Source organism: Actinoplanes sp. CA-252034 (genome assembly GCF_050956125.1).
Lineage (GTDB): Bacteria > Actinomycetota > Actinomycetes > Mycobacteriales > Micromonosporaceae > Actinoplanes.
In genome coordinates, this window is record NZ_CP191846.1 from 8,357,871 (window position 1) to 8,380,916 (window position 23,046).

General features: G+C 69.2%; 17 protein-coding genes and 1 pseudogene. 11 read left to right on the forward strand and 7 right to left on the reverse strand.

The features are described 5' to 3' along the window. Window positions 1-48 precede the first annotated feature (48 nt). The gene (locus ACQPZW_RS37870) at window positions 49-363 is read right to left on the reverse strand and encodes a cupin domain-containing protein (protein ID WP_433790825.1); all 315 of its coding nucleotides are present in this window, start codon (window positions 361-363) and stop codon (window positions 49-51) included. 654 nt (window positions 364-1,017) lie between these two features. Here ACQPZW_RS37870 and ACQPZW_RS37875 point away from each other — a divergent pair. Next, window positions 1,018-2,019, forward strand: a complete 1,002-nt coding sequence (locus ACQPZW_RS37875; RefSeq protein ID WP_433790826.1) for an Acg family FMN-binding oxidoreductase — start codon at window positions 1,018-1,020, stop codon at window positions 2,017-2,019. A 612-nt stretch (window positions 2,020-2,631) separates the two neighbouring features. On the opposite strand, the gene ACQPZW_RS37880 is transcribed toward ACQPZW_RS37875, so the two are convergent. Beyond that, on the reverse strand, window positions 2,632-3,351 hold the full coding sequence (locus tag ACQPZW_RS37880) for a GAF and ANTAR domain-containing protein (RefSeq protein ID WP_433790827.1): 720 nt from the start codon (window positions 3,349-3,351) through the stop codon (window positions 2,632-2,634). Window positions 3,352-3,392: 41 nt separating this feature from the next. Continuing rightward, window positions 3,393-4,073: a GAF and ANTAR domain-containing protein gene (locus ACQPZW_RS37885; RefSeq protein WP_433790828.1), complete on the reverse strand. Its 681-nt coding sequence runs from the start codon at window positions 4,071-4,073 to the stop codon at window positions 3,393-3,395. A gap of 365 nt (window positions 4,074-4,438) precedes the next feature. Here ACQPZW_RS37885 and ACQPZW_RS37890 point away from each other — a divergent pair, with 365 nt between their 5' ends. Further along, window positions 4,439-5,530: a YihY/virulence factor BrkB family protein gene (locus tag ACQPZW_RS37890; RefSeq protein WP_433790829.1), complete on the forward strand. Its 1,092-nt coding sequence runs from the start codon at window positions 4,439-4,441 to the stop codon at window positions 5,528-5,530. Between the two features lie 252 nt (window positions 5,531-5,782). Here ACQPZW_RS37890 and ACQPZW_RS37895 read toward each other — a convergent pair whose 3' ends face one another. After that, window positions 5,783-6,043, reverse strand: coding sequence for an ATP-binding protein (locus ACQPZW_RS37895; RefSeq protein WP_433790831.1), 261 nt, complete (start codon window positions 6,041-6,043; stop codon window positions 5,783-5,785). 252 nt (window positions 6,044-6,295) lie between these two features. Continuing rightward, window positions 6,296-7,140, reverse strand: a protein-coding gene (locus ACQPZW_RS37900) for an IS5 family transposase (protein WP_433797502.1) whose coding sequence is annotated in 2 segments (ribosomal slippage) — window positions 6,296-6,799 and window positions 6,802-7,140 — 843 coding nt in all. Because the reading frame shifts where the segments join, the coding sequence is not laid out codon by codon here. Window positions 7,141-7,856: 716 nt separating this feature from the next. On the opposite strand from ACQPZW_RS37900, the gene ACQPZW_RS37905 reads away from it, so the two are divergent. Both ACQPZW_RS37905 and ACQPZW_RS37910 read left to right on the forward strand, forming a co-directional pair. Then, the gene (locus ACQPZW_RS37905; RefSeq protein ID WP_433790832.1) at window positions 7,857-8,645 is read left to right on the forward strand and encodes a GAF domain-containing protein; all 789 of its coding nucleotides are present in this window, start codon (window positions 7,857-7,859) and stop codon (window positions 8,643-8,645) included. Between the two features lie 52 nt (window positions 8,646-8,697). Next, window positions 8,698-9,411 carry an ANTAR domain-containing protein gene (locus tag ACQPZW_RS37910; RefSeq protein WP_433790833.1) on the forward strand — a complete coding sequence of 238 codons (714 nt, stop codon included), beginning with the start codon at window positions 8,698-8,700 and terminating at the stop codon, window positions 9,409-9,411. Here ACQPZW_RS37910 and ACQPZW_RS37915 read toward each other — a convergent pair. Continuing rightward, entirely contained in the window at window positions 9,324-10,295 is a 972-nt protein-coding gene (locus ACQPZW_RS37915) for an ATP-binding protein (RefSeq protein WP_433790835.1), read from the reverse strand. The genes ACQPZW_RS37910 and ACQPZW_RS37915 overlap by 88 nt on opposite strands. Window positions 10,296-10,732: 437 nt before the next feature. Between ACQPZW_RS37915 and ACQPZW_RS37920 the strand changes: the two are divergent. The 5 genes and pseudogenes from ACQPZW_RS37920 to ACQPZW_RS37940 all read left to right on the forward strand — a co-directional run. Beyond that, window positions 10,733-10,813, forward strand: a pseudogene (locus ACQPZW_RS37920) (cold-shock protein); the annotation flags it as partial. 56 nt (window positions 10,814-10,869) lie between these two features. Beyond that, window positions 10,870-11,343, forward strand: coding sequence for a hemolysin III family protein (locus ACQPZW_RS37925; protein ID WP_433790837.1), 474 nt, complete (start codon window positions 10,870-10,872; stop codon window positions 11,341-11,343). Window positions 11,344-11,854: 511 nt separating this feature from the next. Further along, window positions 11,855-13,495, forward strand: a complete 1,641-nt coding sequence (locus ACQPZW_RS37930; RefSeq protein WP_433790838.1) for an ATP-binding protein — start codon at window positions 11,855-11,857, stop codon at window positions 13,493-13,495. Between the two features lie 234 nt (window positions 13,496-13,729). Beyond that, window positions 13,730-14,971, forward strand: coding sequence for a sensor histidine kinase (locus ACQPZW_RS37935; protein WP_433790840.1), 1,242 nt, complete (start codon window positions 13,730-13,732; stop codon window positions 14,969-14,971). 199 nt (window positions 14,972-15,170) lie between these two features. Continuing rightward, the gene (locus ACQPZW_RS37940) at window positions 15,171-16,268 is read left to right on the forward strand and encodes an FUSC family protein (protein ID WP_433790841.1); all 1,098 of its coding nucleotides are present in this window, start codon (window positions 15,171-15,173) and stop codon (window positions 16,266-16,268) included. 118 nt (window positions 16,269-16,386) lie between these two features. On the opposite strand, the gene ACQPZW_RS37945 is transcribed toward ACQPZW_RS37940, so the two are convergent. Further along, window positions 16,387-19,719, reverse strand: coding sequence for a tetratricopeptide repeat protein (locus ACQPZW_RS37945; protein WP_433790842.1), 3,333 nt, complete (start codon window positions 19,717-19,719; stop codon window positions 16,387-16,389). Between the two features lie 120 nt (window positions 19,720-19,839). On the opposite strand from ACQPZW_RS37945, the gene ACQPZW_RS37950 reads away from it, so the two are divergent. Next, on the forward strand, window positions 19,840-21,087 hold the full coding sequence (locus ACQPZW_RS37950; protein WP_433790843.1) for a tachylectin-related carbohydrate-binding protein: 1,248 nt from the start codon (window positions 19,840-19,842) through the stop codon (window positions 21,085-21,087). A gap of 36 nt (window positions 21,088-21,123) precedes the next feature. Beyond that, the gene (locus ACQPZW_RS37955; RefSeq protein ID WP_433790844.1) at window positions 21,124-22,959 is read left to right on the forward strand and encodes a BTAD domain-containing putative transcriptional regulator; all 1,836 of its coding nucleotides are present in this window, start codon (window positions 21,124-21,126) and stop codon (window positions 22,957-22,959) included. Window positions 22,960-23,046: the final 87 nt, after the last annotated feature.

Consider the following 23,046-nt stretch of genomic DNA (forward strand, 5'->3'; position numbering starts at 1 on the left):
TTCAGGCCGGCGGGCGGCTGACAGCCTCTCGAACGGCTACCCGGCTGGTCACCGTTTGGCCACCGTAAGCAGGACGGCGCTGTCCTGGATCGCCTCGAGGGCGTGCCGGGCATCCGGGATGATCAGAAGGTCGCCGGTCTCTCCTTCCGTCGCAGTGTCGCCGGCGGTGAGGCGGACGCGGCCGTGCAGGACGTGCAGGGTCGCCTCACCGGGATTCTCGTGATCATCGAGTCGCCGGCCGCCGGTCATGGCGATGAGGGTCTGCCGGAGTGTGCGGGCATGGCCGCCGTACACGGTGTGGGCGCTGCGACCGCTGGAAGCGTCGCGGGCCCGTGAGAGCTGTTCCTGGATCAGTGCTGTCAACGACGTGCGGTCCATGAGCGGAGGCCTTCCAGTAGGTCAGGGACGAGCCGGGGGGCCGCGTGGTGAGCCCTACCGGTTCCATGCCTTCAGCCGAGACCGTTCGACCCTCGGTACTGCTCTCGATGTCATCGGCGAGGTGCTTCATGTGCCGGTGATGTGGCACGGTCAATGCCCGGTCCTAGACGGCTTTCCCAGGGCCACGCAGTGTGCTGTGCCCACAGCAAGATCATGCGAGTGTTGAACAGATGCCGGCCAGCGGCCACGTCGCGGTAGCCGCAGCAGATCGGGAAGCTCGCAACGTCGCCCCGGCGCAGCGACGACATCGACGGTGACGGGCAGACAGCCACCAGGGTCCAGAGCGACAACCTCACCGTACGCGCCTTTCCCGGGGCCGGCATCTTCGGTCACGCGACGATGAGGTGACCAGGTGACGCGCTGCCAGCGTCATCGGGCAGGCGTAGGGTCGAAGTGTCGCCCTGGACCCCGGTGACGGCGATCAGCCGCTGTGGTCACGTCGATGCTCCCGCCGCAGCGAACACCAAAGGGCAATGCGGCGACTCATCGTGACCGCGACCCGCACCACGCCTCCGTCGCGTCCGCGATCTTCGCCGACCGCTGCGGCAGGCAGCAGGACCGACACCGTGAGGAGGCCTCATGGACATCGAGGCACTGACCCACCCGACCGACCCGCAACTCGCCACCCACGCACTGACCGAAGCGGCAGGCGCCGCCGGGTACGCCCCATCGATCCACAACACCCAACCGTGGCGGTGGCGGCTCACCGGCAACACTCTGGAACTGCGTCTCGCCTCCACCCGGATCCTGCAGGTGACCGACCCCGACGCACGGCTGGCGACAGTCAGCTGCGGCGTCGCCCTGCACCACGCCCGCATCGCGTTGAGTGCCCAGGGCTGGCACGCGACTGTGACCCGAATGCCCGACAACACCGACCCTGAGCTGCTCGCCCGCCTCCACCTCGACGGCAGGACACCGGTCGACGCCCCATCGGTACGGCACCTGCGGACCATCCCGTTGCGGCACACCGACCGCCGCCCGGTCACCAGCACACCCGTCGACCCGGCCGGCCTCGCCGCCATCACCGCCGCCGTCGAGACACAGGACACGCACCTGCACATCCTGCGACCCGACCAGCTCCTCGAACTGGCCGCCGCCGCCGAACACGCCCAGAGCAGCGAGGCCGCGGATCCCGCCTGGCAGGCCGAACTCGCCTACTGGACCGGCCCCGCCCGTCCGGCAGGCACCGGGATCCCCGACGCCGCCATCCCCCAGCACGCCACCCAGACCACCGTGCCGAGCCGCGACTTCGGCCACCACGGTGACCTACCGGTCAGTGCCGGGCACGACAAGATGGCCGTGTTCGTCCTGCTCTACGGCAGCGCCGACGAACCCCTCGCCTGGTTACGCGCCGGTGAAGCACTGTCCGCCGGCTGGCTCACCGCCACCGAACACGACATCTCCGTGGTACCGCACAGCGCCCCGATCGAAGTTATCGCCACCCGCCAGGCGATGCGCGCGATGATCGCCAGCATCGGCCACCCCTACCTGGTACTGCGCCTCGGCAACACCGACCCGGCCGACTCCGGCGCGGCGCACGCCTCCCGGCTCCCCACCGGACAGATCATCGACCACGCCTGAAACCCACCGCATCATGGCTGTCCCGAAGGCGGGCGGACGTCGACCGTCGCCTCCGGGATCAGCCGCGAGGCCTCGTCCAGCAGCGGCGAGGTCCGACCACGCAACACCTGGTCGAAGAACGCCACGCACACCGTGGAGCACCGGCGTGGCCGACTGGGACTCGACGCTCTGGTCGACGAGCGGGCCGATGTCGCCGAACGGCAGGTTCTCGATCCGCCGGCCGTCCGGGAGCCGGACCGTCGCGACGACGCCCGGCTGGTCGAGGCCGACCACCACGTACCCGTGCGACACCAGTTCCTCGATCTGGAACGTGCTCACCGACCGGAACCCGTACAAGCCGGAAAGGAACACCAGCACCGGGAACCCTGTTTCCGTCTGCGACGACTGGAACGGCTTCGACGGCGGCGCAGTGCGGGCGAACCACCCGCGTAGGTGCAACCGCCCCGCCGTCGCCCGGCGCGGGAGCCAGGCTCCCGGTGACGCCAGTGCCAGCGCGTACCCGGGGACCACCTGCCACCGGAACCCTTCGGCGAGGACCTCGCGACCCCCGGGGCCGGCCCCTCGGGCGGATCAAGCCGACCGGAGGGTCCGCGTGCGGGTCAGTGCTCGCGCTCAGGCGATCAGCTTGTTCGGATCGGCGAGTATGTCCTGAGCGGCATCGGTCAGCTTGCGGTTGGTGCGGCGAGCGAACCCGCGCAGCATGGTGAACGCCTCATCGACGGACAGCCCGTGTGCCTGCGCAATCGCCCCCTTGGCCTGCTCGATGACGATCCGGCTGTTCAGAGCGCCCTGCAACTGCTCGGTAAGCACCTCGCCACGCCGGATCGCCCGTTCCTGCAACAGCCCGATCGCGGCCACATCGGTGAGCGCCTGCACGACATGCACATCCGCTTCGTCGAAAGTGCCGCCCACCGTGTTGCCGAAGACGTTCAACGCGCCGATGACCTCGCGGCGCACGCGCATCGGAAACGCGTGCACCGAGCCGAAACCGGCAGCGAGGGCGTGTCGGGTGAAGTCGGGCCAGCGTTCCCCCGCACCCTGCAGATCTTCGTTGACCACCGGCGCTCCCGTACTGAACGCATCGAAGCACGGCCCCTCTCTGCCCTGTACCTGGAAGATCTCCAGAATTCGGGCCCGCTCGTCGGAGGCGGCCATGAACTGCAACCGGCCGTGCTGGTCGGCCAGCAGCAGACCGACCGCGGACGCGCCGACCAGGTCCGCGGTGCGCACCGTGAGCATGTGAAGGAAGTCCAGCAGATCGAAGTCGTCCACCAACGTGTCGGCGACCTCGACGAAGATCTTCGAAAGACGTTCGGCGGATACCGTGCTCATTGGTGCCTCCCAGGCATTCGACATCTTGTCACGTTATTCACTCAGTCCTGGTCGAATCGCAGGCTACGCGCGATGACGTCGCGGGCGACATCGACCAGGCGACGGTTCTCCGCGTACGCATGCGCACGGATCCGGGCCATCGCCTCGGCAAGCGTTCCGCCGATCTGGATCATCACCATGCCCTGGGCCTGGAACAGTTCGACCGGCCCGGCCATCGACTCACCACTCGACAGCTCGTCGCCGGCCCGCTCCTGGCCGTCGAGCAGGATCGAGACGGCCTCGTCGGCGAGCCCGAACGCATGGCTCAACTCAGCGGCGGACAGTGGGCCCGGCTGGGCCCGGAACAAGTCCAGCACGCCGAGTTGCGCGGCACCGACCTGCAGCGGGAAGGCGAAGATGGCGCCGATTCCGGCGTCGCGCACCGCGTCGGCGTACATCGGCCAGCGGGTGGGTCCCACCTGAGCGAGGTCGGCGATCAACACCGGCCGACGGGCGGCTGCGGCATCGATACACGGGCCCTCACCGAGAACGAGCTGCAATTCCTCCAGGCGTTCGCTCGCCTCATCCGCGGCGGCGAGCAGGCCGAACTGGTTGTCCCGGGCGACCACAGACAGGCCGGCACCCGCAGCGGGCAGCGAGACGACCGCACGCTCGCAGAGCCGGCCCAAACGGCTGACAACCGGATCAGACGGCCGCGGAACCATCGACACCCGGATCACCACCGGACAGCAGACCGGCATCCGGGACAGACCTGAGGAAACCCACGGCGCCACTCATGGCCGCACCCTTCACCAGAAGGAGGCTGCCGGGGTCCGGGGCAGCGGAACGTCAGCGTGTCGCTGACCCGCAAACCGTACCGCAGGACACCTGGCGCTACCTCGCCAGAGTCCGGCGACCGATCAGACTTTGCAGGCTGACATGAGCCCGGAGCAACCGCCGGCACCGCAGTGGTCGGTACGCGCACGCGGCTTCGTCGATGCAGGCCCCGGTCGCCAGCGGGAGCGTGGCCGGTGTCGCAGCGAAGACACTCTGGCTTCCGAGTCCGTGCCTCGCCGGCACACCCCGGCTGTTGTAGTAAGAGGTACTTATGACGAGCGAGCCCGGTCGTGTCGACAAGTTCCAGCGAAAACATGCCTGGGCAAGCTTCCCGCTGGCGGTGTTGTACAAATTCTTCGACGACGAGGGCAACTACCTCGCCGCCCTGATCGCCTACTACGCGTTCGTGTCGATGTTCCCCTTGCTGCTGCTCTCCACGACGATCCTGGGGTACGTCCTGTCGGGCAACCCGGACCTGCAGCACCGCATCCTCACCTCCGCGTTGAGCGAGTTCCCGATCGTCGGCAGTCAGTTGCAGGAGCCGTCCCGGATCGGCGGCGGTGCGACCGGTCTGGTGATCGGCGTTCTCGGAGCGCTCTATGGCGGCCTCGGGGTGGCTCAGGCCGTGCAGTACGCGATGAACACGACCTGGCGGATCCCACGCAACAATCGACCCAACCCGATCAAAGCCCGCGGTCGCAGCGTGCTCCTGCTAGGCACAGCCGGGCTGGCCGCCATCGGGACCACCACGCTTTCCGCCTTCGGCAGCGGCAGCGCTGGATCGCTCAGCGGCGTACTGAAGATCTTCCTGCTCGTAGCGGCGGTCCTCATCAACGCGATGATTTTCGTCTTCGCGTTCCGGCTCGCGACCGCCCGGCACCTAGCAGTGATGGACGTCGCACCCGGCGCGATCGGCGCCGCGGTGGTCTGGCAGTTGCTGCAGACCTTCGGAGTGGCCTACGTCGAGCATGTGGTCAAGGGCGCCAGCGCCACCAACGGCGTTTTCGCATTGGTACTCGGCCTGCTCGCCTTCTTCTACATCAGCGCGGTCGCGGTAGTCCTATGCGCCGAGATCAACGTCGTCCGCGTCGAGCGGCTCTATCCCCGCGCACTGCTCACCCCGTTCACCGACAACGTCGAACTCACCAGCGGCGACACCCGCGCCTACACCGACCAAGCCGTCTCTCAACGCAGCAAAGGCTTCGAGAACATCGACGTCACCTTCACCAAGCCCACCCCCACCGTCGAGGACCCGGACATTTCGACCGCTGAAGATGAGGTACCCGTTGATATGTCGCCACCCATGGGCCGCCCGGCCCGGCCCACCGAGCACATACAGCCAGATCGACCGGCCGAGAAGTAGACCGACGCCTCGCTCCGGCTGCCCGCCGTGATGAACTCGATCCAACGGTTGGCGCGAGTCCACCGCGGGCTGGCCGCAATGGCCCACGAGGCGGGCGGGGCCTTCCGCTCGCTGCCTGCTCTGCCGCCCACCGCGGGCATCTCAGCCGCCCGGTGGGACTACCGCGGACAACCGCGGACACTTCCGCGCAGCGCCAGCCACCGCGATCATGAATTCACCGGCCCCAGAAAATGTCGGCGAGGGTGTGTAAATCTACAGTCCCGGTGAGGGCGACCAGCGGTAAGGAGATGAGGGGCCGGACCCGGCGCCGTGGGCTGTGCCGGGCAGCGGGGCCGAGCGATCCTGGGTGGCTGTCGTGCAGACCGGTTGTGCCGATCCGACAACGGGCAGACGTACGACGATGCGGGTGCCCGGCTGCTGGTCGGGGTCGATGGTGATGGTGCCGCCGTGAGCTTCGACGAGAATCTTCACCAGGGTGAGGCCCAGTCCTGCGCCTTTGAGGATGCCGGCCAAGGCCGGGGTCGGTGAGTTCGGCGACGCCGCCGTTGGGGGCCGACGTCGCGCACCCGGAGATGGATGTCGCCCCCACGCGGGTGTACTTGATGGCGTTGGCCAGCAGTTCGTCGATACCGCACTACGGCGGATCCACGACACGGTGAGCGTCACCATGATACGCACCGACGCAACTCCGTCGATGTCTGATCAGCGCACGCGGGCCGTTTCACATCATTGGAGATGGAACAGCTAGGCCGTGTCGCCAAAGGGTCATAGCCACTGCAGCAGTGCGGCGATGGTGACGGTGGCCTGGAAAGAGGTGCTGGTCTTGTCATAGCGGGTGGCCACCGATCGGCATTGCTTGAGCCTGTTGAAGCAACGTTCCACGACGTTGCGGTGCCGGTAGATCAGCTTGTTGAAGGTCGGTGGGCGGCCGCCGCGAGGCCCGCGGTTGCGGCGGTGTTTCTGCTGGTCCGAGCGTTCCGGGATGGTGTGAGCGATGCCGCGGCGGCGCAGGTAGCGGCGGATCGCGCGGCTGCTGTAACCCTTGTCGGCGATGACGTGATCGGGGCGTGTGCGTGGCCTGCCCGGCCCGATCCGGTCGACGCGGATGGCGTTCATGACCTGCTCGAAGCGGGTGCAGTCGTTGACGTTGCCGCCGGAGAGCACGAAGGCCAGGACCCGGCCGGCGCCGTCGCACGCCAGGTGGATCTTGGTGGTCAGCCCGCCACGGGATCGTCCGAGGGCGTGATCCGGTTTGCCCGTTTCCGGCTGCCCCTTTTTGCGCCCGCCGCGTGCTGATGGGCGCGCACGATGGTGGAGTCGACCGAGACCAGCCAGTCGATGTCGGCGTTCGCGTCCGCTGCGGCCTGGGCGGCGGCGAGCATCTTGGCGAGCGTGCCGTTCAACGCCCACCTGCGGAAACGGGTGTAGATCGATTTCCAGGAGCCGTATCGGGCGGGCACGTCGCGCCAGGGTGCGCCGGAGCGGATCTTCCACACGATGCCGTTGAGTACCCGGCGGTCGTCCTCGCGCGGACGGCCGCCGGTGATCACCGATGGCAGGTGTGGTGACAGCGATTCCCACTCGGCGTCGGTCAGCTCATAGCGGCGGATCACGCCGTACATCATCCATGGTCATGATCCTTTGAAGACACGGCCTAGGACCGAGAGTGAATCCAGGCTGCAGGCACCTGACACCTGTTCCGGGCAGAGTCTTCGACAGTCGCCCACTCACCCGACACCCGGATAACGGTCACCAGCGGCAGCGTGACCCACGGGCCGGTCGGCCTCTTTGCTTGGGCGTGGGCATGAATGTCGTCGGCTTCCTCGTCCGCTTGGGTGGCCGTGCGCTCTAAAGCGTCTCTACCAATCTTTTCGTCATCTCTCACATGTCGACTACTACCCCGTACAGCGACGGCGACAACGGCGAAGGAGGACCTGCAGACCCTCGGCCGGCTACGCGCCGAGCCGGATGAAGCGCCTACCCCACCACAGCGCACCCCACCATAATCGGCTGGACCTGCCGTCCCGGCCGCGGATCAGGTACGTCACTCGGCATCCCGCGCCGTCCAGGTCCATGAGCAGGTTGCGGGCGGTCTGGGTCGCTCCGGAAGTCAGGTCCGGGCTCTGCAGGGTCCGCTCGGCGTCGGGCCCGGCAGGCGTCTATGGCACAAGGCCTGATGCAGGTTGTATGGCCGGCAGCAGGTACGGCCGTGCCCGGGGTGGTTCCACCGAAGGGCGCCTGGGGGTTGCGTAGGCTGGATGGTGTTCGTCCTTACTGCCCGGCTCGTCCACAGGGCCCTGGCGTGGAGGTATCGCCGTGTCGCATCGTGAGCAGCCTGGTCGCGCCGGCTCTGTGGGGTGTCGCCGGGCCGGTGGGGGCCAGTCGCCGGGTGGCCGTCGTGGATGACCGCGTCGACATGATCCGCAACCTCATCGAAGGTCAGCCGCTCCCGCTGGGCGGCGGCGCCGGGCTGTTGTACCGGGTGTGTACCGCCGCTACGCGCGCGTTGGCGGCCTCGGGCACCGGGATCAGCGTGATGACCGAGGCGGGGACCCGGGGGGTCTACGCTGCGTCGGACCCCTTGACCGAACACATGGAGGAGTTGCAGTTCGTCCTCGGTGAAGGGCCGTGCTGGGAGGCGTTCTCGTTGCGGCGCCCAGTGCTGGTGCCGGACCTCGGAGGCGTGTCGCCGACGCGCTGGCCGATGTACATCCCGGCCGCCCATGACAGCGGGATCCGGGCGGTCTTCTCGTTCCCGCTGCAAATGGGTGCCATGCGCCTCGGGGTGCTCGACGTGTTCCGGAAACGGACCGGTTCGCTGACCGGTGACGAACTCGCCGACGCGCTCGCCTTCGCGTACGTGACCATGACGGCGCTGCTCGACCATCACGAGGAGGCCGCAACGAAGGGCTCCGGTGACGTCCTCGCCGACGCCGGGGAACATCGGGCCGAGTTGTTCCAGGCTCAGGGGATGGTCATGGTGCAGTTGGGGGTTTCCATCGGTGCGGCGATGGCCCGGATGCGGGCGTATGCGTTCGCGCATGGCCGCCGACTCGACGACGTCGCCCGCGACGTGGTCGCCCGCCGACTGCATTTCGACCGGGACCCTTCATGACCGCATACGTGAACGTCGGCCAGACCGGGAGGCAGGCATGATTACCGTGTCCGTGCAGAAACTGGCGACAATCTTCGTCGAGATCGCCGACACGCTGGTCGACGAGTTCGATGTCCTGGACTACATGCACATGATCACCGAGCGGGTCGCCGACCTGACCGCGGCGCCTGCGGTCGGGATGCTGCTCGCCGACCAGCACGGCCGGCTGGAGTTCGTCGCCGGGTCGAACGAGAACGTCACCCTGGTGGAACTGTTCGTGGTGCAGAACGAGGAAGGACCCTGCCTTGAGGCGTTCCGTACCGGCGAGCCGGTCGTGAACGTGGACCTCAACAACGCGGCCGGCCGCTGGCCCCGCTTCGCGCCGCTCGCCGTCGCGACAGGCTTCCGGTCGGTGCACGCCTTCCCGATGCGGTTGCGCCGACAGGTGATCGGGACGGTGAACGTCTTCGGCGACATCGCCGGCCGTGAGTTCGAAAGCGACGATGTCACGATCATGCAGGCACTGACCGACGCTGCCACCATCGGTCTGCTGCAGGAACGTGCCGTCCGTTACGGCGAAACGCTCACTGAGCAACTCCAGGGGGCCTTGAACAGCCGGGTCGTCATCGAACAGGCCAAAGGCGCGGTCGCGCAGGCCCATGGCATCAGCGTCGACGACGCGTTCACGGTCATCCGCGGTTATGCCCGGAAACACAACCGTCGGCTTACCGAGGTCGCGAACGCCCTCGTCACCGATCCGCACAGCCTGCAACAACTCCTCACATAGCGACCGGGCAGAGACGCCCGGCGAGGGCGGGGCGAGGTCACTCGCCGGGGCGTGGGCGGATGGCGGCCCAGACGATCTTGCCCCGGCGAGTGGGCATCGCACCCCAGGCGTCGGCCGCGGCGTGGACGACGCCGAGTCCTGTCCCTCGCCGGGGCAACAGTTCTGCCCCGGGCCGCGGGCAGCGGGTGACGCGGCCGGGGAAGACGGCTGACACCGTCGCATACCGCGAGGTGCAGGCCGATGCCACGGTGCGAAACGGTGACGCGGATGTCGCTTCCGGCATGTTCGACGGCGTTGACGACGAGTTCGGACATCACCAGCTTCGCCCGCATCAGCAACGGCTCCGGCACGTTCCAGGTGTCACCCGCCCGGACAACCAGGTCGCGCGCCACGCCGGCGCATTCCAGGTGCGGGGGCAGGTCGGCTTGCAGCCGTGGCGCCGGCGCCATTCGGCGGCTCACGGCCGCGCGCGCCTCCGCCATGGTGGCGAACCGCGGCAGGTGCGGCGCCACGCCGGCCCGCCGTATCTGGTGGTTCAACGCCGTTGCGGTGGGCAGGCACAACGCGAACTCCACCGGTGGTTGCAGCACGCTCGCGGCCCGGCGTGCGGCCAGCCACAGCAGCATGCTGGCACCGTCGGGATCACCGAGGTCGTATAGGTCGGCGATGATGCCTGCCGGTGGCTCGACCAGGCACTTTCCGATCGCGGCGGAAACGTCGACGCCGAGACGCCGAGACCAGCGGCCGTGCACACCGATCTCTACGATTGCGGTGTCGAAGTCCGCAGCCACCGTGACCAGCGCGCCGAAGCCCGGCCCGGGTGTGGGGAACAGGTACGGCGGCTGGGCGAATGTGCCGGCTGGCTCAGGGCCGATGGCGCTCATCGGACATCTGTCCACACGGCAGCCACACCGCTGCGCTGCGGTCTGCCACCCGACGGACCGGCCGCGTGCCGCCGTTCGGTGATCCGGTCCCCGGATGCCCGCCGGTTGTCGGATACAAGCGGGCAGAAGGTGCCGGTACCGATAGGCCCGGACTTCTGTTGATGGCGGTGTCCCCGCGCGAGGTGCGGCGCTATGCGGGTAGGGGCGGGGTTGATGATCATGATAGCTCCAGAAACGCACCGGACGGGGGTGCGCTGCCGGGGTCTGGAGCAGCGGACGGTGACGAGCGAACCGACATCACTGCCATCGATAGTAGAGGCAGCGGGCCGTTTTCGCCGGATACGACCCGGCGCGGGCGGGACAGGCGCGCGGGTGATCAACGCGGCGGCGTAGGGGTCCGCACAGTGCGGTCTCCGACAGCCTGCGAAGGAGCAGACATGACTACAGGTACCGTCAAGTGGTTCAACGGCGACAAGGGCTTCGGCTTCATCGCTCAGGACGGCGGCGGCGCCGACGTCGGTCACATTGCGGCAGGCGGTCGCGGGCGAGCCCGCAGTTGCTTAACCTCGCTGACGTGAGTACGGATCGTTTGCGGCCCGCAGAAGCCGGTGACCGCCCCGATGTCCTGGGTGTCGCCTTGAACCGGTTGGAGAATCGGGTCGAGCAGGGCCTGGAACACATCGGCGTACTCGCGCTGCCGCCCGGCCAGGCCCGGACCTTGCTGTGGATCGTGTGGTGCGGCGCGCTGGCCGGCGTCGCCTTCCGAGTCCTGTGGGTCGGCGCCCCGCGGTGGCTGTACGTGCCGGTGTACATCGCCCTGGGCTGGGTCGCCGTGATCTACCTACCCGGATTCTGGCGCGCCGGCGGTGCGCCGGTCGTCACCTGCCTCGTCCTCGGCGGCGTGCTCTACACCCTCGGCGCCGTGGTCTACGGCCTCAAACGACCCGACCCGAGCCCCCGCTGGTTCGGCTTCCACGAGGTCTTCCACGCCCTGACCATCACCGCCTTCACCACCCACTGCATCGGCATCATCTTCGCCCTGCGCTGACGACCTCGACGTGGAAGAAGGTCCTGACTCGGTGCGCTCCCCCGGCCGATGCGCCCCTCCGATCTGAAGAAGACGGCGACCCGATGTCGTGATGGCCGTCGACGACCCCGACCACCACGCGGGTCGGGGTCGCGACTCCCACTGGAGAACGCCACCGCCGGTCCTCGGGCAGGTGCATGTCGGGACATCGGATGCCGTCCTGCTGGACTGGGCATGTCGGTGAGCGAGTCCGTCACGGTCAACGCCGCCCACCCCGGCGCGGGTCTGCACCGACGCGTGCAAACTCGCAGGCAACGTCCGCATCATCGAGATCCTCCGTATCGGACATGCCAGTGGACACCTCGCTTACGACGGCGTTTGTACTGGTCAGCGGAATATGGGATGTACTTGTCAATGTGTCCGTGAAGCGAAGGCGTAACGGACAGTGGCGGTACGTTCGGAACGACGGCGTCGATCGAAGGCCCGCTGGGCAGGGCGCGGTCACCGAGTCGAGACAAACCTGAGGGCCGTGATGACGCAGGCACTGTCAGAGAGAGTTGACGATGTGGATGGGGTGGTGCGCCTGGCGGAGACCGTGCTCGCGGTGTCGGTGCAGGCGTACATCGCCACCAGCGCCGACGGCCGGGTGAAGGGATGGAGTGCCGCCGCCGAGAGAGTTTTCGGCTACAACGCCGACCAGGCCTCCGAAGGCGACATCACGGATCTGATCATCCCGGCCCGCTCTCGCGACGGATACCGCGCCGACCTTGCCCGCCTGGCCCGCCTCGCCGCCGGTGATCCCAGCCGAGTCCTCGGGCAGCAACTTCAGCTGACGGCACTGCATCGCGACGGCCATGAGTTCCCCATCGAGATGACCCTGACTGTCACCGTGGAACCCGATGGGCTCGTGTTCCACGCCTTCGCCCACGACATCACCAACGCGCGCCGAGCCGCCCAGTTCGCCGATGTTCAAGCCGCCATCGCCCTGGGGCTGGCCGAGGCGGACTCCAGTACCGTCGCCGGGCACCGGGTGGTCGAGGCCCTCGGGGTGAAAATGGGCTGGCCGGTTGTTGAGCTGTGGTTGGTCGACGACCACCGACAGGTGCTGACCTGCGCTGCCCGCCACGCTGAAGCAGACCGGCAGCTGGGCGACTTCGCTCTCGACATACTCGAATTCGGTGTGGCGCTGCCCGGCCAGGTCTGCGCCGACGGCGCCGGCCGGTGGATCGAGGACCTGAGCACTGACCGGGAATCGTTGCGCAGCAGCGCCGCCGCGGGTGTCGGGCTACACGTCGCCGTCGGTGTGCCGGTGTCCTCCGGCCGGCACACCCTTGGTGCGCTGTGCGTCTACGGCGACCGGGTGGAAGACCCCGAAAACACCCTGCTCGGGCTGCTCTGCGGGCTCGCAGCCCACGTCGGGCAGTACCTCGAACGGCGCCGGGCCGAGGAACTCACCCTAGAACTGGCGCGCACCAAGGACGAGTTCGTTGCCATGGTCACCCACGAACTGCGCAACCCACTGGCGGTGATCAACGGCGCCGTCGCGGTGTTCGACGACGAACTCGAAGAGCTCACCGCCGAGCAGCAACGCGAGTACCTGCGCGTCATCGCGCGCAGCTCGCAGCGCCTGTCGGTGATGGCCGAGGACCTACTCGACCTGGCCCGGCTCGAGTCTGGACACCTCGCCGTCAACCTGGTCGACACCGATCTGTGCACCATCATCGGCGAGGCCATACAGGCGAACAGCGCGTCAGCGGTTGGCAAGCAGCTCGACGTGACCGTGCAACTGCCCGACCGCCTCGATCTGCACGCCGACCCCAGCCGGCTGCGTCAGGTCGCCGACAACCTGCTCACCAACGCCATCAAGTACACCCCCGCCGGCGGCACGATCACCATCACCGCCAGCCTCGACGACACCGGCCAGACGATCGTCTGGACCGTCGCCGACACAGGGATCGGCGTCCCCCCGAACGAACGACACCGGCTGTTCCGCCGGTTCTACCGTGCCTCCACCGCGCTGGACAAACGTATCCCCGGCACCGGCCTCGGCCTGGTCATCACCCGCACCATCGTCGAACGCCACCACGGCACCATCGCCCTGGCCCACCACAACGGGCCAGGCACGACCTTCGTGGTACGGCTGCCGACCACGTCAACCGTCACCTGCCCCTAACGACGAGACTCATGGCCTTCCTCCGATAGCCGGCCAGGGCGGTGACCGTGCTTGCGTCGCCACACAGGCTCCTATGCGTGCGCGCTCCGGCCCGGGATCACCCAGTAGCAGCGAAACAGCGCTGGGGGTCGTACTGCCGGAGTCTGTTCCAGAACCCCTCTGCGTCGATCGGTTTCATGCAACGGTGGTGGCCGCTCGGCGTACGGTGAAAGTTCCCGGGCGGTCAACATGTGCATGACCAGGCGGAAGGCGGCAGCGATGGTCCCGGTGCAGCCGATAGGCGAGCAGGCACAAGCTGCCGCGCTGGCCCGGTACCACCTGTTCGACGGCCCGCCCGAGCCCGACCTGCAGGCGGTCGTGGAGTTGGCCGCACAATTGTGCCAAGTCCCGATCTCGGTGCTGTTCGTCCTCGACACCGAACGCCAGCATCAGATCGCCGCCGTCGGTATCGACGCGGCAGTGTGCCGACGGGAAGACTCCATGTGCTCGGTCGCCCTGGTCGCCCCCGAGCCGATGTACATCGAGGACGCGCGCGCCGACCCGAGGTTCATGGCGAACCCCTTCGTCACCGGCAAGTTCCAACAGTTCCGCTTCTACGGCTCGACCCAGCTGTGCACACCCGACGGGTACGTGCTCGGCACTCTCTGCGTGTTCGACAACATCCCCCGCGTGCTCGACGAACAGCAAAAGCAAGGCCTCGACCGGCTCGCCCGGATGGCCATCGACGTGCTGGAACTACGCCGGCACGGGTTCCTCGTCGCAACACTGCTCCGCGAACAACACCGCACCCGAACCGCGCTAGAAGACGCGAACGAGACACTGCGGCACTTCGCTGCCCAGCTCGCACACGACTTGAGCAGCCCGCTGACCGGCATCCTGGCCTACGCCGCTGAATTGCACCAGCTGCCCACGGCCAACACCGACGCCTCCTGGTGCACCGACCGCATCTCCGCCGCAGCCCGACGGATGAGCACCCTCATCGACGACGTGCTGGCGCAGGCCACCACCGCCGCCACCGGCCACGCCGCAGAGGTGGACCTCACGGAAATCACGCGGCAGGTCCTCGAGGACCTCGCCGTACAGATCAACGATGCGAGCGCTCAGATAACCGTGGGCGATCTGCCCACCGTGACCGGTGATCGCACTCAATGGTGCATTCTGCTGCAGAACCTCATCGGCAACGCCCTCAAGTACCGTCACCACCAGCGACAATGCCACATCGTCATCAGTGCAGCCACTGATCGCGCCTGGTATCGCGTCTGCGTCACCGACAACGGCATCGGCATCCCCGCCGACCGACGCGAACAGGCCACACGACCCTTCACCCGGCTCAGCCCCGACCACAGCACCGGCCACGGCATCGGACTGTCGACGTGCACCCGCATCGTGCACACCCACGGCGGCCGACTGGACATCAGCGACACCCCCGGCGGCGGCGCCACCGTCTGCATCACCATCCCCACCGGCAACCCATAGACGCCGGCACCACGCGACCCGCATAGCCTTCCGGGACCGGCTGCGCATCCATCCAGAAGGCCGCCGAGCGGGACTCCTCCCGAAGTTGACCGAGACCACCCCTGCCCTGTAGCGCCCGCCGGCGCAGTCATCCGCTCGACGTAGACGCCGGTTAGAGGCGACCACAGCTCGGGTAGATCGACTTCCTGTGTTTCCGATCATGAATCTTCGCGGGACGGTGGCCCGGTTACAGCGAGCTGCCGTACCGACGCTCCTGGCCGCCACGGCGGCGACGCTCGCGTGGCTCGTCGCCGACCATCTCATCGGCCATCCCGATCCGGTCTTCGCGCCATCCGCCGCACTCATCGTTCTCAGCGAATCCGGTGGTCGGCGATTACGTCAGAGCACCGAGCTGGTTCTCGGCGTGGCCGCCGGGGTTCTCGTCGCGGAGCTCGTCGTGCAGGCGCTCGGAACGGGTGTACTCGGTCTGTTCGTCGTGCTGGTGCTCACCGTGGGTCCCATGCTGGCGGTCGGCGCCGGTAACACCCTCGTGGTGCAGGCCGCACTGTCCGCGCTGTACCTGGTCGTCGTCGCGGCGCCCGAGGGCCGGCTGATCCCCTTCCGATTCGCCGACGCGCTGATCGGGGGTGCGATCGCGATCCTGGCGAGTCAGATCGCTGTCGCCCGCAACCCGCTCGCCCCGCTCGTGGCTCAAGCCCGTCAGACCTACACCGATCTGGCCGATCTGCTCGACGCCCTTCGCGAAGCCATCGCCCGATGCGACGAGCAGGCCGCCGAGGCGGCACTCGACCGGGCACACCGCCTCAACGTCTGCGTCGAGCGCCTCGACGCTGCGGCCCTCGCGGCAGGCGAGACCCTACGGTTGCGGATCCGTCGCCGCAGACGACTTCAGCAGGTACGCAACGTTCAAGCGACCATTCATCAGCTTGACCATGTCGTCGACGATGTGTGGGTGCTGGCCCGGCACGCGGTGACATTGACCCGGCTGCACACCAGCACGCCCGACGAACTGGGTCAGGCTCTTCGGGCACTGACCGATGCCGTCCGCTGCGCCGGCGCCTGTCTGGCCACAGATCTGGCCGGCGGCGAAGATCCGGGCCGGCACGCTGGGCAGGCCGACGCGAATGCCCTCGAGGCGGTCCGGGTTGCTGCGAAACTACTCGACTCCGTCGCACCCGCTCCGGTAACGATGATCGTGGGCCAGATCCGGACGACGGCGGTGGACTTGTTGCGTGGCGTCGATCAGGAGAGCGACGTGCTGGGCCGCGTTGACGCGGCTATCGGGTGGCATAGCTGACCCGTGCCGCTGTAAAGCGATCTTCCGTGTGCTCGCCCTGCTCATGGCCATCAATCTGGACTGAGGAGCGGCATGGGCGTCAGCGGTCGCCGCCGCGCCGGACGGACCGGCGCTCGCCTCACACCTGTTCCAACTCCCGCAGGATCTCCGCCTCGTGCGACGGCGAACCGGCGGCACGGGCGATGTCCAGTGCCTCCCGGGCCAGCGACTCGGCTTCTCCCGGCCGGCCGACGGCCACACTGCCGCGAGCCAGAGTGAGCAGCGCATCGGCCTGGAGCAGCCGATAGCCGCCGGCGCGGGCACCGGCCAGCGCTGCCCGCGCCGGGGCCAGCCAGCCGCTGGTGTCCCCCAGCTCCAGCCGGGCACGGGCCACCCCGATCTGGGCCCGCGACTGGAAGTAGGGGTAGGTCAACTCGGTTGCCAACGCGTACGACTCCTCGAACTGGGGCAACGCGGCAGCCGGTGAACCGGCACCCAGCAACGCCTCGCCGGTGGTGGTCAGCAATGCCGTCTCGGCACGCCGGTCGCCGGTGAGCCTCGCCAGCTCCAGCCCTTCTCGCGCGGCCGACACCGCCGCCCGGTGCTCACCGCGCTGACCGTAGACCTGGCTGATCTCATCGAGGACCGACAGTTCGCCGTGTGCCTCGCCGAGGTCCCGGTAGCCGTCCAGGGCACTGCGCAGATGTTGCATCGCCGCGTCGTAGTCACCGAGCTGACGCAACACCATGCCGAGGTTGCTGCGGTTGGCCAGCGCCGACCGCTGCCGCACCTGCGTGGTGTTGACCCGCAACGCCTGGGTGAAGTGTTCGGCCGCTTCGGCTAGCCGGCCCTGGTCGTGGTACATCGCACCGAGATCGTTGAGGGTTACCGCTTCGACGTGCTGGAAACCATGCCGGCGGCTCAACTGCAGCGCCTGCTCGAAGGATTCCTGCGCCGGGGCGATGCGGCCCAGCTCGGCTTGCACGAGACCGATGTTGTGCCGCAGGTAGGCCGCGGCCAGATGCCAGCCGGCCTGCTGCGCCAGCCGTTCGCCGTCGCCGTACCGGCGCAGCGCCTCCTCGTGGCGGCCGACCGACCACTGTGCCTGACCCAGCGTCTGATGCATCGCGGCCCGGGCCTGGGCGTCACCGGCCTCGTCGGCGGCGGCCAGCCCGGCCTGGGCGGTGCCGAGCCAGGGCACGCCGGTGCGGCGGATGAAGAAGTATCCCCGCAACTGGTCGGCGATCCGCCATGCGTACGGGCCACCCAGCCGTACCGCGGCGACGATGTTGTCGATTTCCGCGTCCAGCCAGGCGAGCGCGTCGTCGATGCTGTCGAAGGTGTGCTCCGGCTCGTAGGGCAGGCGCACCATCGCCGGATAGATCAACAGCAGGGCGGCTGCGGCATGGTCGAGATAGTGCCGGCGCAGACCGTCCAGCGCGGCCGCCCGTACCGGCGCCGGGTCCTGCTCCTCGCAGCGTTGCGCGGCGAACAGCCGCAGTAGGTCGTGAAACCGGAAGTGGCCGGTCCGCGACGTCTGCAGAAGGTTGCCGTCGAGCAGGTTACTGATCGGCGCGTGGGCGTCGGTGCCCAGCAGCGCGGTCGCGGCGTCCACGGTGAAGTCGGTCCCCGGTACGAGCGCGAGCAGCCGGAACGCCCGCGCCGCCGCCGGAGTCAGGTCGGCATAGCTCAATTCGAAGCTCGCGCTGACGCGGGTGTCACCGACGTGCAGTTCACGCAGCCGGCTCTTCTCGTCGCGGAGCCGATCGACCAGCGAGCGGATCGTCCACGCCGAACCGGCGGCGAGCCGGCCGCCGGCGACCCGCAACGCGATCGGCAGCAGTCCGCACAGCTGCGTCAGCTCCCGGGCTGCCTCGGCCTCGGCCGCGACCCGGGCCTCTCCGGCGGCCTGGGCCAGCAGGTCGAGCGCTTCGCCGGGTGTGAAGCCGGTCAGCCTGACGATCTTCGTGCTGGACAGGTCGGCCAGGGTCCGGCGGCTGGTCACCAGCACTGCGCAGCCGCCGACGCCCGGCAGCAGCGGCAGCACCTGCGCGGCCTCGCGGGCGTTGTCGAGAATGATCAGCATCCGCCGGTCGGTGAGCGTGCTGCGCAACAGCGCGGCACCCTCCGCGGCGTCGGCCGGGATACGGCGGCCTTCGACGCCGAGCGCCCGCAGGAACCGGGCCAGGGCGACGAGCGGTGCGACCGGTTGCGGGCCGGCGCCCTGCAGGTCGATGTAGAGCTGCCCGTCGGTGTACGCCGTACGCAGCCGCTGGGCGGCTTGCAGCGCCAGGGCCGTCTTGCCGACGCCGGCCACACCGGAGATGACGCACACCGTCCCGGACCCGAGCAGGTCGACGACCTGATCGAGATGGTCGGCGCGGCCGGTGAAGTCCGCCGGCGGCGCCGGCGCCTGGAACACCGGTGCGGTACGGGGCTGGGGTGCCGGGGCGGGTGCCGCGCGCAGCCATCGCCGCCGCAGGACCCCCCGGTGCGCTTCGACGAGGTCCGGGCCGGGGTCGATGCCGAGCTCGTCGGCGAGCTCCTGACGGATGCCGTCATATGCCGCGAGCGCTTCGGCCTGTCGCCCCGACGCGGCCAGCGTGATGATCAGCCGGGCCTGCAGCGGCTCGTGCAGCCGGTGCCGCCCGGCCAGCACCCGCAGCCGCGGCAGCGCGCTCTCGGCCCGGCCGGTCCGGTAGGCGAGGTCGGCGTGGCGCAGCACCATTGTCAGGTGCTCGTCGCCGAGTTGGGCGACCAGTGGCGTGCCCTGCAGTTCGGTGGCGTCCGGGCCGCCGCGCCACAGTCCGAGGGCCTCCTCGAGCAGGGCGAGGGCCGCGTCGGCCTCGGTCGTGGCCTCGGCGCGGGCGGCCAGCCGTCGTAGTCGCAACAGATCGACCTGGTCGTCGGTGACGTTGAGCCGGTACGCGCCGCGCACCAGCGACACCAGGTGCGACGTGCCGCGGGCCGTGCGCGAGGGCTCCAGTGCCCGGCGTAGCCGGCTCACGTAGGTCTGGATCAGGTTGACCGCAGACGACGGGACGTCGCGGCCCCACAACAGGTCGACGAGCTCGTCACGGTGCACGGCGGTGTTGGGGGTCAGTGCGAGGCGGGTCAGCACCACGCAGTGCCGTCCGGAGCCGAGGTCGACGCGTTCGGCACCGACGAACGTCTCCAGTGGACCCAGCACCAGGATTCCGGCCTCCCCTTCCGGCGCCGGCCGTGGCGCCGGCTCCGGCCGGGCACGGGCTGCCGACCGTAGCAGCGCGGCACGGGCGGCCGGTTCGAGGTCCAGTGCCGCGACCAGTGCCGTGATCGACGACGGTCGAGGGCTGCGGCTGCGTCCCTGCTCCAGGTCGCGGACCGCGGCGAGGCTGATTCCAGCGCGTTCGGCCAGCTCGGACTGGGTGAGACCGGCCTGTTCACGCAACTGGCGCAGCCGGGCGCCGAATTGAAGATCGCCGTGGTCCACGACCGCAGCGTAGTACGGGCGCAGTACGGGTCAGGTACGGGTGTAGGGCCTCCAGTCGCGGATCAGTACCGGACCGCAACCTAGCCCCGACACAACGGGGAGGGTTTCATCATGGTAAATGTGCACAGGGCCGCTCGCGCGCTGCTGGTGTCGCTGGTGACCGTCGGGGGCCTGCTGGTCGCCGGGCCGGCCCAGGCGTCCGGCAGCTACCACTCGGGTCGCTGCGGCGAGAACGGCGAGGACGCCTACGTCACCCGGGCCGGCGCCGTCGCTCGGGCTCGCAGCTGGGTGGCCGACGACGTCACCTACGCGCAGGACCGCTGCTACACCAACGGCTACGGCGACTACCGTACCGACTGCTCGGGCCTGATCTCGATGGCCTGGGGCCTGGGAGGGCTCGGCGACACTTGGGCGACGGTCAACCTCGACGAGCGCAGCACCCGCATCCCGGCCGCCGACCTGCTGCCCGGGGATGCCCTGCTGCGTTACACCGGCGACCCGCACACCAACCACGCCGCGCTGTTCGTGCGGTGGGCCGACAGCGACCGCACCAGACCGGTCGTCATCGAGCAGACCGCCGGAGTCGGCCGAGCCGTCGAACGCACCTGGAACGGCTACGCCGGCTACACGCCCATCCGGTACGAGCGGATCGGCGCGCCGGGCGCCGTCTCGGTCTACGGCGCACTCGCCGACGGCCGGCTCACCTACACGGCCATCGAACCGGGCGGCGGCCGGAGGCTGAAGACCGTGGTCTCCACCGCCACGGTCGGGTTCACCCCGGTGGCGATGGCGACGCTGAACTTCAACACCATCCTGCTCACCTCACCTGGCGGCCAGCTCTACCGGGTCGACGTCATCACCAACAACACGTCCCTGACGTTCAACGCGCCGGTCCACCTTGACGGCGGATGGACCCACCAGCTGCTCGCCTACGACGGCCACGGTGATCTCTACGGCATCGCCGACGGCGAATTGCGCCGATACACCGTCGTCGGCAACAAGCCGGCGGCCTCGGCCATCACCAGCGACGGCCTCATCGGCACCGGCTTCGTCCTCAAGACCCTCACCGCGACCGGCCCGGACTGGCTGCTCGGCACCACCAGCGACGGCGAGCTGGTCTCGTACCGCATCAAGGGCGGCGGCGACTGGGACCGCTACGAACTGCGCTCCAGCACCTGGCAGGTCTTCGACGCGCTGCTCTCCCCCGGCGGCGGCCTGTACTACGGCCAACGCCGCGACGGCAGCCTCTCCTTCTACGTCGACGGGTCACCGTTCGACGGCGACGGCGACGACCTGCGCGGACAGAACCCCGTCGACACCGGCGGCTGGGTCCAGACCGTGCTCTCGGCGCAGCCCATGCGCTACTGACAACCGCATCGTCACCACGGGGGAGAAGTGCAGACGATGAACGGCACCGCATTGCGATTCGGTGTCCTCGGCCCGGTGGAACTGCGGTTCCACGACCGGTCCCTGGCACTGCCATCGGTCAAACAGCAGGCGCTGCTCGGCGCCGGGCTGCTCAACGCGAACATGGTCGTCTCGGCCGGCCGTCTGGTCGACGCCATCTGGGGAGAACAACCACCGGCCAGCGCCGCGGGCCTGGTACAGACCTATGTCTCGGGGTTGCGGCGGCTGATGAGCTCGCTCACGGCAGCCGGCCCGAGCCCGATCCTGACCCGGGCCCCCGGATACGTGGTCCGCGTCCCCGACGGCGACCTCGATCTGCACGCCTTCGAACAGCTCAGCGCGAGCGGCGAACAGGCCGCGGCCAACGGCGATCATCGCCGCGCCGCGGCACTGTTCCGCGAGGCGCTCGGGCACTGGCGTGGCCCGGCGTTCGACGGGCTGGGCACACCACTGTTCCGTGCGGCGGCGGCCCGGCTCGACGAAGCGCGGCTGGCCGTGCTGGAACGGCGCATCGACGCCGACGCTCAGGTCGGGCCGACCGGCGGCCTGGTCGCCGAACTGACCGAGCTGGTGGCGGCACACCCCTTGCGCGAAGGGCTGCGGGCCCTGCTGATGCGGTCGCTCTACCAGCTCGGCCGCCAAGGGGAGGCCCTTCAGGTTTTCCAGGACGGCTACCTGGTGCTGAGCGAGGAACTGGGCGTCGAGCCGGGCCCGCAACTGCAGGAACTGCACCGCAAGATCCTGCACGCCGATCCGCTGCTGATGGCGGCCGAACCAGCCGTGACCGTGAGCCCGGCACCGGCCGGCGAGCCACCACGCCAGTTGCCGCCACCGCCGCTGCTGTTCGCCGGCCGCGCCGCGGAGACGTCACGGTTGCAGGCGGCACTCCGGGCCGCGTACGACAACGACCGGCCCGCCGTCGTGGTCGTCTCCGGACCCGCCGGCATCGGCAAGTCCGCGCTGGCGCTCACCGCCGCCGGGTCGGTGCAGCACCACTTCCCCGACGGTCAGCTGTTCATCGCCGTACGCGCGTCCGGGCCGGGCCCGCGTACACCGGTCGCCGACGCGCTTGCCATGCTGCTGCGCTCGCTGGGAGCCGCCACCAGGCTGCCGCGGGACGTCGACGAGCTCGCCGCGATGCTCCGCACGACACTGGCCGGGCGGCGGGTGCTCATCGTCCTCGACGACGTGGGCGGTGCCGCGGAGGTCCGGCCGTTCCTGTGTGCCCAGCCGGGCACCGCGGTGCTGGTGACCAGCCGCCCACGACTGCCGAGCCTCGACGCCACCGCCACGGCGCACCTCGGCCCGCTCGCCGCCGCCGCGGCGCTGCACCTGCTCACCGGCACGATCGGCGCCGCCCGCACGGCCGCTGAGCCGGTCGCCGCCGGCGCCATCCTGCACGCCTGCGAAGGGCTGCCCCTGGCGGTACGCGCGGCCGGAGCCCGGCTCGCCGGCCGGCCTCACTGGCGGCTGGCGGACCTGGCCGACCGGCTGCGCGACGACCGCCGCCGGCTCGACGAACTCACGACCGGTGATCTCGACGTGCGGGCCCGCATCCACGGCAGCTACCGGCGGCTCACCGACGCCGAGGCACAGCTGTTCCGGCGCCTGAGCCGGCTGGGCACTCCGGAGCTCTCCGTCCCGACGGTGACGCGGCTGCTCAGCGCCTCACCTCCGGCCGCCCCGCAACCGTCGCTCGCCGAGCGGCTCACCGAGCGGCTCGTGGACGTCCAGCTACTCGAGCAGTTGGACGCCGGCCCGGACGGCCAGCGCTATCGGATGACCGGCCTGACCGCACTGTTCGGCCGCGAGGTCACCGAATCCTCACGGTAGCTGCAGCACGCCTGCAGCGCAGCTGCAGAACCGTTGAAGCGCACACCGCGACGCTGCATGAACAAGCTCGCCAACGCCCCTTCGGCA